We start from the raw sequence: 12,937 nt of genomic DNA on the forward strand, positions 1-12,937 counted from the left end.
AAGGGCAATTACAGCAGGAAATCGTCCAGTGATTTACCTTGCTCTTCGATTGCTTTCTTGATTACAGCTGGAGTACGACCCTGGCCAGTCCAGGTTTTGTTTTCGCCGTTCTCATCAACGTATTTGTATTTAGCAGGACGTGCTGCACGTTTTGCTTTACCGGTTGCTTTAGTAGCAGCCATAGTTTGCAGCAATTCGTTAGGATCAATACCGTCAGCAATCAGCATTTCGCGATATTGTTGCAGTTTACGTGTGCGCTCTTCAATCTCAGCAGCTGCCTGAGAATCTTCTTCGCGACGCTCGTTCACAACAACTTCTAATTTTTCCAGCATCTCTTCCAGAGTTTCCAGAGTGCATTCTCTTGCTTGCGCACGCAGAGTACGGATGTTGTTCAGAATCTTTAATGCTTCGCTCATTATACTAGTCTCGAATTATATTGGTGGGGGGCGTTTGGCTAATAATAGAATGCTCTTTGCTATTCTGCAATAGCCAATTTGTTTGCCTGACCTTAATTTACGCATTTAAAGCAAATAGTGTTTATCGTATGAAAATATAGTTGGGGCCAGACCGGCTATTTATCTGGGGGCCATAACCCGCGTTTCAATACTTTGCCAGAGGTTATTGTTGCTTTTCATAGGGAGTTTTATAAGCATGCGATTGTTCACAAAATTAAAGGATAAGTGAAGACATTCAATGTAAAGATATGGCAAATGAGAGCGCGAAGATCCTGCCCGGCGAATGATCAATACATTGGATCTCCCTGGGATCGCCCATTAATGTATAGACAATACAATTATGCCGACCCTGTAACATATAAGGAGTACATCCGTAGGTAATGAGTAACGTTAACTAATTATCATCTAATGCTTTTATAATCTCTGTTTGTAAATTTCTGTGTTTTTTTCAAATGCAATGTCACATCGACCGGAAGGGGATAATCCCTTTCTACTTATTGTTATAGGCTGGCTGGCGTGTGGTACAATAGCCGCCGAAAATTTATGCCATCCAATACATATGGGGTCACTGTTTCATGGCTCAGCTTTATTTTTATTACTCGGCAATGAATGCCGGTAAGTCTACCTCGTTGTTGCAATCTTCATATAATTATCAAGAACGTGGTATGCGTACACTGGTGCTGACCGCAGAATTAGATCATCGCTTTGGCGTCGGGAAAGTCAGCTCCCGTATCGGGCTGTCGTCCGATGCAGAGCTTTATAACAAAGACACTGAGCTCTTTAATCTGATAGCGCAGGAGAACCGCTCACAGCGTCTGAGCTGCGTTTTGATAGATGAGTGCCAGTTTCTTACCAAGTTGCAGGTATCGCAGCTCACAGACGTTGTGGACGATCTGGATGTGCCTGTGCTTTGTTATGGGCTGCGGACGGATTTCCGTGGAGAGCTTTTTGAAGGCAGCGAATATTTACTGGCCTGGGCGGACAAGCTGGTTGAGCTCAAAACGATTTGCCATTGTGGCCGTAAGGCAAACCGTAATCTGCGTTTAGATGAAAATGGCAATGCGCTGCATGATGGCGCACAGGTTGTTATTGGTGGGGATGAAAGCTACGTCTCCGTGTGCCGTAAGCATTACAAAGAGGCGATGGCGGCTATTGACACGAAGGATGACCCTAAGTCCGTCTGAGGCCATTACAGCGCGTCTGGAAAGGATGATGTCGTCAGGATAAACCGTTTAGCCTACTTTGTTTCCTGAAATAAAAAACCCGCCTTTCGGCGGGTTTTTTGCTATCAGAATCTCAGCAGATTATTTTTTGCTGGTTTTCTTCTCAGCTTTAGGCGCTGCAACAACCACTTCTTCAGCAACTTCTTCGCTGAATTCGCGACCGTAGTAGGTATCCATCAGAATCTGTTTCAGTTCTGCAATCAGAGGGTAACGTGGGTTAGCACCGGTACACTGATCATCGAACGCATCTTCAGACAGTTTATCTACTTTAGCCAGGAAGTCTGCTTCCTGAACGCCAGCTTCACGAATAGACGTTGGGATGCCCAGTTCCGCTTTGATTTCATCCAACCAGTTCAGCAGTTTTGCAATTTTCTGTGCAGTACGGTCACCAGGAGCGCCCAGACCAAGATGGTCAGCAACTTCTGCGTAACGGCGACGCGCTTGCGGGCGGTCATACTGACTGAAAGCAGTCTGTTTAGTTGGGTTATCGTTGGCGTTGTAGCGAATCACGTTAGAAATCAACATGGCGTTAGCGAGGCCGTGCGGGATATGGAACTCAGAGCCCAGTTTGTGGGCCATTGAGTGGCAAACCCCCAGGAAGGCGTTGGCAAACGCGATACCCGCGATAGTTGCCGCATTGTGAACACGTTCACGAGCAACCGGGTTTTTAGCGCCGTCCTTGTAGCTTGCTGGCAGGTTTTCTTTCAGCAATTTCAGTGCCTGCAGAGCCTGACCGTCAGAATATTCATTAGCCAGTACAGAAACGTAAGCTTCAAGTGCGTGAGTCACTGCATCCAGACCACCGAAGGCACACAGTGATTTTGGCATGTTCATGACGAGGTTTGCGTCAACGATAGCCATATCAGGTGTCAGTGCATAGTCAGCCAGTGGATATTTCTGACCAGTTGCATCGTCGGTGACAACGGCGAACGGAGTGACTTCAGAACCTGTACCGGAAGTGGTGGTGACCGCAATCATTTTTGCTTTCACGCCCATTTTCGGGAATTTGTAGATACGTTTACGGATATCCATAAAGCGCAGCGCCAAATCTTCAAACTGAGTGTCCGGGTGTTCGTACAGAACCCACATGATCTTCGCGGCATCCATTGGGGAACCGCCACCCAGAGCGATGATAACGTCTGGTTTGAAGGAATTCATTTGCTCAGCACCTTTACGAACGATGCTCAGTGTTGGATCCGCTTCAACTTCGAAGAACACTTCAGTTTCAATGCCATGACCTTTCAGAACGCTGGTGATCTGGTCAGCATAGCCGTTGTTGAACAGGTAACGGTCAGTCACGATGAAGGCGCGTTTCGCTCCATCCGTTGCCACTTCTTCCAGCGCGATTGGCAGTGAGCCACGGCGGAAGTAGATTGATTTCGGAAGTTTATGCCACAACATGTTTTCTGCTCGCTTCGCTACAGTTTTCTTGTTGATCAAGTGTTTAGGACCGACGTTTTCAGAGATGGAGTTACCACCCCATGAACCGCAACCCAGCGTCAGAGAAGGAGCAAGTTTGAAGTTGTACAGGTCACCGATACCACCCTGTGAAGCCGGGGTGTTGATCAGGATACGTGCGGTTTTCATTTTGTTGCCAAAATAGTTCACACGTTCTGGTTGGTTGTCCTGGTCTGTGTACAGACAAGAGGTATGGCCGATACCGCCCATTTCTACCAGTTTCTCAGCTTTGTTTACCGCATCTTCGAAATCTTTAGCACGGTACATTGCCAGGGTAGGGGACAGTTTTTCGTGTGCAAACGTTTCAGATTCGTCAACAACGCTGACTTCGCCGATTAACACTTTGGTGTTAGCAGGAACTTTGATGCCGGCCATTTCAGCAATTTTGACTGCTGGCTGACCTACGATAGCAGCATTCAGGCCACCGTTTTTAAGGATGATATCAGAAACCGCTTTCAGTTCTTTGCCCTGCAGCATGTAGCCGCCATGGGAAGCGAAACGTTCGCGAACTGCGTTATAAGCAGAATCAACGACGATGATTGACTGTTCAGAAGCACAGATTACGCCGTTATCGAAGGTTTTAGACATCAGAACAGAAGCGACAACACGTTTGATGTCGGCAGTTTCGTCAACAACAACTGGGGTGTTACCTGCACCTACACCGATGGCGGGTTTACCAGAGCTGTATGCGGCTTTAACCATGCCAGGACCACCGGTTGCCAGAATCAGGTTCAGGTCAGGGTGATGCATTAATTGGTTAGAAAGTTCTACACTTGGTTCATCAATCCAGCCGATGATGTCTTTTGGTGCACCTGCAGCGATAGCGGCTTGCAGCACGATATCAGCAGCTTTGTTGGTCGCATTTTTTGCACGTGGGTGCGGGGAGAAGATGATGCCGTTACGGGTTTTCAGGCTAATAAGCGCTTTGAAAATCGCAGTGGAAGTCGGGTTGGTGGTTGGAACGATACCGCAGATCAGGCCGATTGGCTCAGCGATAGTGATGGTACCGAAAGTATCATCCTGACCCAGAATGCCACAGGTCTTTTCATCTTTGTAAGCATTGTAGATATATTCAGAGGCGAAGTGGTTTTTGATCACTTTGTCTTCGACGATACCCATTCCGGATTCTTCAACAGCCAGTTTGGCAAGGAGAATTCGAGAATCGGCAGCAGCCAGGGCGGCGGCAGCGAAAATCTTATCTACTTGTTCTTGACTGAAGTTGGCATATTCGCGCTGTGCCTTCTTGACTCGTGCTACGAGTGCGTTTAGTTCAGCGACATTTGTTACAGCCATAATGCTCTCCTGATAAAGTTAAACTCTTTTAGTAAATAATCCGCCAAAGGCTAGTATAGACCTGCTATCAGTCACCGTGAGAAACTAATTAATGCTAAGGATCTCAATGTGTTGTCTTTGTCTCTTTATTTGCTCAAAGAGCTTTCAGTTGTGAAGCACCGGGTAAAGTCGATATCTTTTAAATCACCTTTATCACTGAACGTTTTGTCTTCAAGTAACGCTGAGTGACTATGTACTGAGCTTACCTATTTGTAGGCAGGGTGAATTTGATCTGGATCACTAAATACCGATGCTGACACCTTTCAGCAGGGTGTTGTTGAGAATGATTATCAAATTTACCCATGGATAATACAGTTTAGTAGCTAAAGTTATCAATAAAAAAACTCATTTTTAACAAAAGCCTTATTCACTACCTTTATTTCGAAATCTGGTGATAAAAACTATGAAACGGCGTGGCGCCTTTACGGGGATTCCAGTACATTAGCGCCCATCAAAACCTTCTTCTGCTGGCATATTTGTGCGGAGTTCTGCGTGAGCCAATCTTTATTAGATTTTTCAGGGTATATCAAATTTTTCGTCGGCCTTTTTGCACTGGTCAACCCGGTGGGGATCTTGCCGGTGTTTATCAGCATGACCAGCTATCAGGCAGCGGCAGGGCGTAATAAGACCAACATGACAGCCAACCTGTCAGTGGCCATTATTTTGTCGACGGCGCTCTTCCTTGGCGATGCGATTTTGCACCTGTTCGGGATTTCCATTGATTCGTTCCGTATTGCCGGCGGGATCCTGGTGGTGACGATAGCGATGTCGATGATCAGCGGCAAGCTGGGTGAAGATAAGCAGAATAAACAGGAGAAGTCAGAAACGGCGATCCGTGAAAACGTTGGCGTGGTTCCGCTGGCGTTACCGCTGATGGCCGGGCCGGGTGCGATAAGCTCGACGATTGTCTGGAGCTCACGCTACAACGGCTGGCAGAATCTGCTGGGGCTGACCGTTGCTATAATCTTCTTTGCATTTTGTTGCTGGCTGCTGTTCCGTGCGGCACCTTTATTAGTCCGCCTGTTAGGGCAAACCGGCATCAACGTCATTACCCGTATCATGGGTCTTTTACTGATGTCACTCGGTATTGAGTTTATCGTCACCGGTATTAAAGCTATTTTCCCCGGTTTGCTCTGATTCTTAGCCAGCAAATTCTCGCGGATACATTAACGTTATCCGTGAGAATTATTATCCCTTCTTATAATCCTGTGCATTAATATAGTGCAGCTAATGGCTTAATTGAGAGCATTTGCACCCTAATGTGGCGTAAATCTCCGTCTCACCTTCCTTTTTAATCCAAGTCTCCATTTATTCTAATAAACTTAGCTAATTCTTCGCTAAATACTGTTATTTATTGCCCGTATTGCCGTTAATTTATCCACATCATTCTGTAAGGCTTGTGCAGGCCGTACCGAGATGTTATTAGTGTTAACACAGCAGTTAACAGCGCTTTATCCTTGAAATCATCCCATTGTTAACTGATTGTGTCAGAGCAGTTCCTGAACAACCGCCTTTACAAAAAGGTGTGAGAAATAGCGTGTTAACTCGACATATAACAATGGGTTAAGTGCCATTTCTGATGCGAGGTCGCGGGTGTCCTTCTGGCACACTTAACGCATAAAAGAGAATTACGTAACAAATTTGCAAAATTTATTGGCGCCCGTATCAGGCTTCTGATAATTTTCAAATCGTCTTCAAAAATGGAATTTTGTTTAGAGTCATGCTCTGAGTGAGAATGAATCTTGCCAGGCATAGAGAGATTGAAGCAATTTCATTTGTTTTGGAGAGTGTCGTGTCATCATGCGTATCACAAAATTATCCTCGCTCGCTTTCCGTGAAAAGAAAGTCAGGCACTGAGATGACGACAATTAACAACCTTGTGTTGACTCTCCCGATTCAACAAAACAAATCTTCAGTACTTCTTCAGATTAAAATGAATGACAGCGCTTAACTGCGACGGATTTTCTATCGCCTTAATTCGGGTTAAAAGAAAATAATCGGGTGAAGTACAGAAATAACAGAATGTGATCGCCTGGTGTACGACTGAACATTGTGGAGTGGCGTACGGGGTTATCAAATGGAGTGGGATCATCCTCATCGATCCCGGAAACCGCACGGCGAATACAGCCTGACGTTTCATCAAACCTGAGATGTAGCAATATGCAGTAATAGGGGACAGCCATCTGCGGATGGTACTACATGGGGGGCCTTTCTCGAGCAATTCGTTCCTGCTTTTGAAACCCATTGACCCAGCAAGGGTTTATCTTGCACCCGGGCGTGCAAGTTCATAATAAAAATTGGAGTTAAATAAAAATGACCAACATCACAAAAAAAAATCTGCTGGCTGCATGCATCATGGCTGCAGTGGGCACAATTTCTGTCAATAACGCATTTGCGGCCAATGTGCCTGCTGGCGTGACACTGGCTGCAAAACAAGAACTGGTGCGTAATAACGGTTCTGAAGTTCAGTCACTTGACCCGCATAAAGTTGAAGGCGTGCCGGAATCAAACGTCATCCGTGATCTGCTTGAAGGCCTGGTCAATACCGACAGCAAAGACGGCAGCGTAATTCCTGGCGTAGCAACCAGTTGGGATAACAAAGATTTTAAAGTCTGGACCTTCCACCTGCGTCCGGAAGCTAAATGGTCAAATGGCGATCCTGTCACTGCAGAAGATTTCGTTTACAGCTGGCAGCGCCTGGCTGACCCGAAAACCGCTTCTCCATACGAGAGCTACCTGCAATACGGGCACATCGAAAACATCGATGACATCATCAGCGGCAAGAAAAGCCCTGATACCCTGGGTGTGAAGGCGATTGATGACCATACCCTGCAAGTGACACTGACCGAACCTGTTCCGTATTTCGTAAAAATGCTGTCTCACACCGCGATGAAGCCGGTAAATAAAAAAGTGGTTGAGAAATTTGGTGACAAATGGACTCAGCCTGAAAACTACGTGAGCAACGGCGCGTACACCCTTAAAGCCTGGACCGTCAACGAACGTATCGTCCTGGAACGTAGCCCGACTTACTGGGACAACGCGAAAACTGTGATCAACCAGGTGACTTACCTGCCAATCTCTTCTGAAGTGACAGACGTAAACCGCTACCGCAGCGGCGAAATCGACATGACTTACAACAACATGCCGATCGAATTGTTCCAGAAACTGAAAAAAGAAATCCCGGCTGAAGTTCATGTTGACCCGTATCTGTGTACTTACTACTACGAAATCAACAACCAGAAAGCACCATTCACCGATTCCCGCGTTCGTGAAGCGCTGAAACTGGGCCTGGATCGCGACATCATCGTGAACAAAGTGAAAGCGCAGGGCGATCTGCCAGCGTACGGCTACACCCCGCCTTACACCGATGGTGCAAAACTGACGCCTCCGGCCTGGTTCAAAGAAACACAGGAACAACGTAACGAGCAGGCGAAAAAACTGCTGGCCGAAGCAGGTTACACTTCCGCTAAGCCTCTGACGTTTGATCTGCTGTACAACACTTCTGATCTGCACAAAAAACTGGCTATCGCTGCTGCCGCTATCTGGAAGAAAAACCTGGGCGTCGACGTTAAACTGGTAAACCAGGAATGGAAAACCTTCCTCGACAGCCGTCATCAGGGCAACTTCGACGTTGCGCGTGCGGGCTGGTGCTCTGACTACAACGAACCTTCTTCCTTCCTGAACACCATGCTGTCTGACAGCAGCAACAACACCGCGCACTATAAGAGCCCGGCGTTTGATAAAGACATCGCTGATACTCTGAATGTGAAAACTGACGAAGAACGCGCAGCGCTTTATCAGAAAGCGGAAACTCAGTTGGATAAAGACTCTGCCATCGTACCTGTTTATTACTATGTGAACGCCCGTCTGGTGAAACCTTACGTCGGGGGTTACACCGGTAAAGATCCACAAGACAACGTCTACGTGAAAGATCTGTACATCATCAAACACTAATTAAATAGTGCTGAGCAGGGCATCCCCGAGCTGCCCTGCTCGTTATATTTTGATGAAGGTAAAGTTTTTAGCGCGAAATTTTCGTGCTGAAGCAAAGAGCCACCACGACGGTAATCACCCGATGGCCGTCGTGACCAAGCCATAAACTATCAAGCTGTAGTGACAGGCTTAGAAACAGGTACGGGCAATGTTAAAGTTTATTTTACGCCGCTGTCTGGAAGCGATTCCGACGCTATTCATTCTGATCACCATCTCGTTTTTTATGATGCGTCTCGCACCGGGCAGCCCTTTTACGGGTGAGCGTAATCTTCCGCCAGAAGTGATGGCGAACATTGAGGCGAAATACCACCTCAATGACCCGATGTATAAGCAATATTTCCACTATTTAGAACAGCTGGCGAAAGGCGATTTTGGCCCGTCGTTCAAATACAAGGATTACACCGTTAATGATCTGGTTGCGGCCTCGTTCCCGGTTTCCGCGAAACTCGGACTGGCGGCATTTATCATGGCGATTTTCTTTGGTGTCTCGGCGGGAGTTGTTGCTGCGCTGAATCAAAACACGAAATGGGATTATACCGTGATGGGCGTCGCGATGACCGGGGTGGTTATCCCCAGTTTCGTGGTTGCGCCGTTACTGGTGCTGATATTTGCGATTACCCTGAAATGGCTGCCGGGCGGTGGCTGGAATGGCGGCGGAGCGAAATACATGATCCTGCCGATGGTCGCACTCTCACTGGCGTATATTGCCAGTATCGCGCGTATCACCCGCGGTTCTATGATTGAAATTCTGCACTCCAACTTCATCCGTACGGCTCGCGCCAAAGGTTTACCGCTGCGTCGCATTATCCTGCGTCACGCACTGAAACCCGCGCTGCTGCCGGTACTGTCTTATATGGGGCCGGCTTTCGTTGGGATTATCACCGGTTCTATGGTTATCGAGAGCATTTTCGGATTGCCGGGTATTGGCCAGCTGTTTGTTAACGGAGCATTAAACCGTGACTACTCGCTGGTTCTCAGCCTGACCATTTTGGTGGGCGCATTGACCATTTTGTTCAATGCAATCGTCGACGTGCTGTACGCCGTCATCGACCCGAAAATCCGTTATTAATGCCGGAGTACGTCAATGATCTTAAGTAAAAAAAATAGCGACGTCGTCGAAAACTTCAGCGAAAAGCTGGAAGTTGAAGGCCGCAGTTTGTGGCAGGACGCGCGACGCCGGTTTATGCATAACCGCGCGGCGGTCACCAGCCTGATTGTGCTGGCCTTTATCGCACTCTTCGTTACGTTTGCGCCGATGTTGTCACAGTTTGCCTACGACGATACTGACTGGAACATGATGTCTGGCGCGCCTGATTTCGCCTCTCACCACTATTTCGGCACCGATTCTTCTGGCCGTGATTTGCTGGTGCGTGTGGCTATCGGCGGACGCATTTCCCTGATGGTCGGTGTGGCTGCAGCCCTGGTGGCGGTGATCCTCGGTACGCTGTACGGATCTTTGTCCGGCTATCTGGGGGGTAAAATCGACTCCGCCATGATGCGCCTGCTGGAAATCCTTAACTCCTTCCCGTTCATGTTCTTCGTTATCCTGCTGGTGACGTTCTTCGGGCAGAATATCCTGTTGATCTTCGTGGCAATCGGGATGGTGTCCTGGCTGGACATGGCGCGTATTGTTCGCGGCCAGACCCTCAGCCTGAAACGCAAAGAATTCATCGAAGCCGCGCTGGTGAGTGGTGTGAACACGCGCAATATCGTTTTGCGTCACATCGTTCCTAACGTGCTGGGCGTTGTGGTGGTGTATGCGTCACTGCTGGTTCCAAGCATGATCCTGTTCGAATCCTTCCTGAGCTTCCTGGGTTTGGGCACGCAGGAGCCACTGAGCAGCTGGGGCGCGTTGCTGAGCGACGGCGCCAACTCGATGGAAGTTTCACCCTGGTTGCTGCTGTTCCCGGCAGGTTTCCTGGTTGTCACTCTGTTCTGTTTCAATTTTATCGGTGATGGCCTGCGTGATGCCCTCGACCCGAAAGATCGTTAAGGAGTGCGACCATGAGCACAATTGAAAATTCCACATTTGCAGCACCTGCCGCAACTGAGGGCACAGCGTCGCCGATTCTTTTAGATGTCAAAGACCTGCGCGTGACCTTCGGAACCCCGGACGGTGATGTTACCGCCGTTAACGACCTTAACTTCGATCTGCGTGCCGGTGAAACGCTCGGTATTGTCGGGGAATCCGGTTCCGGTAAATCCCAGACCGCCTTCGCCCTGATGGGGCTGCTGGCCAGCAACGGCCGCATCGGCGGGACGGCGAAATTCAACGGTCGCGAAATCCTGAATCTGCCACAAAACCAGCTGAACAAGCTGCGTGCAGAACAGATTTCGATGATTTTCCAGGATCCGATGACGTCCCTCAACCCGTACATGCGCGTTGGCGAACAGCTGATGGAAGTCCTGGTTTTGCACAAAAAGATGAGCAAACGCGAGGCGTTTGAAGAGTCCGTGCGGATGCTGGATGCGGTGAAAATGCCGGAAGCCCGCAAGCGTATGAAAATGTACCCGCATGAATTCTCTGGTGGTATGCGCCAGCGTGTCATGATTGCAATGGCCTTGCTGTGCCGCCCGAAATTGCTGATTGCTGATGAGCCAACCACGGCGCTGGACGTGACCGTTCAGGCGCAGATTATGACGTTACTCAACGAGCTGAAAGCTGAGTTTAATACCGCCATTATCATGATTACCCATGACCTGGGTGTTGTTGCCGGTATTTGCGACAAAGTGCTGGTGATGTATGCCGGTCGCACCATGGAATATGGCCGCGCACGCGATGTCTTCTACGAGCCTTGCCATCCGTATTCCATCGGCCTGCTCAATGCAGTTCCGCGTCTGGATGCCGAGGGTGGGGCGATGCTGACTATTCCTGGCAACCCGCCGAACCTGTTGCGTCTGCCGAAAGGCTGCCCGTTCCAGCCACGTTGCCCGCATGCCATGGATATTTGTGCCTCTGCGCCGCCGCTTGAGCGTTTCGGTGATGGTCGCTTACGTGCCTGCTACAAGCCGCTGGAGGAACTGGTATGACAGACAACACAGTAATGAACAGTGCGGCTATGAATTCGTTCGCGCCCGAGAAAAAAGTTCTGCTCGAAGTGGCAGATCTGAAAGTCCATTTCGACATCAAAGACGGTAAACAATGGTTCTGGCAACCGTCCAAAACGCTGAAAGCGGTAGACGGCGTGACGCTGCGTCTTTACGAAGGCGAAACGCTGGGCGTGGTAGGCGAATCGGGTTGCGGCAAATCGACGTTTGCCCGCGCACTGATTGGCCTGGTTAAAGCCACAGACGGGCGTGTGGCCTGGCTGGGCAAAGATCTGCTGAACATGTCTGACAGCGAATGGCGTCACACGCGCAGCGATATCCAGATGATTTTCCAGGATCCGCTGGCGTCCCTGAATCCGCGTATGACTATCGGCGAAATCATCGCCGAGCCGCTGAAAACCTATAACCCGAAAATGCCTCGTACCGAGGTGAAAGAAAAAGTGAAGGCGATGATGCTGAAGGTCGGGCTGTTACCTAACCTGATCAACCGTTACCCTCACGAGTTTTCGGGCGGCCAGTGCCAGCGTATCGGTATTGCCCGCGCGCTGATCCTTGAGCCAAAACTGATTATCTGTGACGAACCGGTTTCAGCGCTGGACGTTTCCATTCAGGCGCAGGTCGTCAACCTGTTGCAGCAATTGCAGCGTGAAATGGGACTGTCACTGATATTCATCGCGCACGATCTGGCGGTGGTTAAACATATTTCTGACCGTGTTCTGGTTATGTATCTGGGTCACGCGGTTGAGCTGGGCACGTATGACGAGGTATATAACAATCCTCAGCATCCGTATACCCGCGCGCTGATGTCTGCGGTGCCGGTTCCGGACCCGGACAAAGAGCGCAACAAAACCATCCAGCTGCTGGAAGGGGAGTTGCCTTCGCCGATCAACCCGCCATCCGGTTGCGTGTTCCGTACGCGCTGCCCGATTGCCGGGCCGGAATGTGCGATAACCCGCCCGTTGCTGGAAGGTAGTTTCCGCCATGCGGTTTCCTGCCTGAAAGTTGATCCGCTCTGATGATCAGGCGCCAAAACTGACGCATAAAAAAACCTGCCATTGGCAGGTTTTTTTTCGTCCGGAGTGACAAATCATTCTTTCCAGAGGATATGACACAGCTTGTGATCTTTCTCGCGGCACAATAAAACGCGCGCGAAAATATCATTAATCGGCTGGTCTTCCGCATCGGCCAGACCAATGACAACTTCGGCGAAGAAATCCGGGTTTAAGTCGAAATCAACATGCTCAACCCAGTCTTCCGCCGGATCATATAATTCAGCGCCGCCGCGTTCTTCAAATTGCAGATTGAAGATCAGGATATCTGCCGGATCAAGGTTATCTCCGGCCAGCTCCAGAAAGATGTCATAGGCTTGTTCAAGCGTTTCGTCTTCGGTCAGGCGATTATTCAGGTCCATATTAATTCTCGTTTACA

10 protein-coding genes are annotated in these 12,937 nt (G+C 49.0%); 7 read left to right on the forward strand and 3 right to left on the reverse strand.

Features of this window, described 5'->3' with window-relative positions; genetic code table 11:
• Window positions 1-8: 8 nt before the first annotated feature.
• A complete protein-coding gene (hns, locus tag IV433_RS02390; protein ID WP_013575950.1) occupies window positions 9-416 on the reverse strand; it encodes a histone-like nucleoid-structuring protein H-NS in 408 nt (135 codons plus the stop codon).
• Between the two features lie 614 nt (window positions 417-1,030).
• Here hns and IV433_RS02395 point away from each other — a divergent pair.
• Window positions 1,031-1,639, forward strand: coding sequence for a thymidine kinase (locus IV433_RS02395; protein WP_195812581.1), 609 nt, complete (start codon window positions 1,031-1,033; stop codon window positions 1,637-1,639).
• A 120-nt stretch (window positions 1,640-1,759) separates the two neighbouring features.
• Here IV433_RS02395 and adhE read toward each other — a convergent pair whose 3' ends face one another.
• Entirely contained in the window at window positions 1,760-4,429 is a 2,670-nt protein-coding gene (gene adhE, locus IV433_RS02400; protein ID WP_195812580.1) for a bifunctional acetaldehyde-CoA/alcohol dehydrogenase, read from the reverse strand.
• Window positions 4,430-4,960: 531 nt separating this feature from the next.
• Between adhE and IV433_RS02405 the strand changes: the two genes are divergently transcribed.
• The 6 genes from IV433_RS02405 to oppF all read left to right on the forward strand — a co-directional run bounded on the left by IV433_RS02405 (window position 4,961) and on the right by oppF (window position 12,525).
• Window positions 4,961-5,605, forward strand: a complete 645-nt coding sequence (locus IV433_RS02405) for a YchE family NAAT transporter (RefSeq protein WP_104921625.1) — start codon at window positions 4,961-4,963, stop codon at window positions 5,603-5,605.
• A 1,176-nt stretch (window positions 5,606-6,781) separates the two neighbouring features.
• Window positions 6,782-8,422, forward strand: a complete 1,641-nt coding sequence (oppA, locus tag IV433_RS02410) for an oligopeptide ABC transporter substrate-binding protein OppA (protein ID WP_195812579.1) — start codon at window positions 6,782-6,784, stop codon at window positions 8,420-8,422.
• Window positions 8,423-8,609: 187 nt separating this feature from the next.
• Window positions 8,610-9,530, forward strand: coding sequence for an oligopeptide ABC transporter permease OppB (oppB, locus tag IV433_RS02415; protein ID WP_152325914.1), 921 nt, complete (start codon window positions 8,610-8,612; stop codon window positions 9,528-9,530).
• Between the two features lie 15 nt (window positions 9,531-9,545).
• Complete coding sequence (oppC, locus tag IV433_RS02420; protein ID WP_152325915.1) at window positions 9,546-10,454, forward strand: oligopeptide ABC transporter permease OppC; 909 nt, start codon at window positions 9,546-9,548, stop codon at window positions 10,452-10,454.
• A gap of 11 nt (window positions 10,455-10,465) precedes the next feature.
• Complete coding sequence (oppD, locus tag IV433_RS02425) at window positions 10,466-11,491, forward strand: ABC transporter ATP-binding protein (protein ID WP_195812578.1); 1,026 nt, start codon at window positions 10,466-10,468, stop codon at window positions 11,489-11,491.
• Between the two features lie 29 nt (window positions 11,492-11,520).
• Window positions 11,521-12,525: a murein tripeptide/oligopeptide ABC transporter ATP binding protein OppF gene (oppF, locus tag IV433_RS02430; RefSeq protein WP_152326347.1), complete on the forward strand. Its 1,005-nt coding sequence runs from the start codon at window positions 11,521-11,523 to the stop codon at window positions 12,523-12,525.
• A gap of 71 nt (window positions 12,526-12,596) precedes the next feature.
• Here the strand turns inward: oppF and IV433_RS02435 are convergent, their stop codons facing one another.
• Entirely contained in the window at window positions 12,597-12,926 is a 330-nt protein-coding gene (locus IV433_RS02435; protein WP_195812954.1) for an HI1450 family dsDNA-mimic protein, read from the reverse strand.
• Between the last annotated feature and the right edge of the window lie 11 nt (window positions 12,927-12,937).

This window comes from Rahnella laticis, from assembly GCF_015644585.1.
GTDB lineage: Bacteria > Pseudomonadota > Gammaproteobacteria > Enterobacterales > Enterobacteriaceae > Rahnella > Rahnella laticis.

Excerpts from the sequence above, each read along its gene's own strand:
- hns (WP_013575950.1), bottom strand. The coding sequence starts at position 416 with ATGAGCGAAGCATTAAAGATTCTGAACAACATCCGTACTCTGCGTGCG.
- IV433_RS02395 (WP_195812581.1), top strand. The coding sequence starts at position 1,031 with ATGGCTCAGCTTTATTTTTATTACTCGGCAATGAATGCCGGTAAGTCT.
- adhE (WP_195812580.1), bottom strand. The coding sequence starts at position 4,429 with ATGGCTGTAACAAATGTCGCTGAACTAAACGCACTCGTAGCACGAGTC.
- oppA (WP_195812579.1), top strand. The coding sequence starts at position 6,782 with ATGACCAACATCACAAAAAAAAATCTGCTGGCTGCATGCATCATGGCT.
- oppB (WP_152325914.1), top strand. The coding sequence starts at position 8,610 with ATGTTAAAGTTTATTTTACGCCGCTGTCTGGAAGCGATTCCGACGCTA.
- oppC (WP_152325915.1), top strand. The coding sequence starts at position 9,546 with ATGATCTTAAGTAAAAAAAATAGCGACGTCGTCGAAAACTTCAGCGAA.
- oppD (WP_195812578.1), top strand. The coding sequence starts at position 10,466 with ATGAGCACAATTGAAAATTCCACATTTGCAGCACCTGCCGCAACTGAG.
- oppF (WP_152326347.1), top strand. The coding sequence starts at position 11,521 with ATGAATTCGTTCGCGCCCGAGAAAAAAGTTCTGCTCGAAGTGGCAGAT.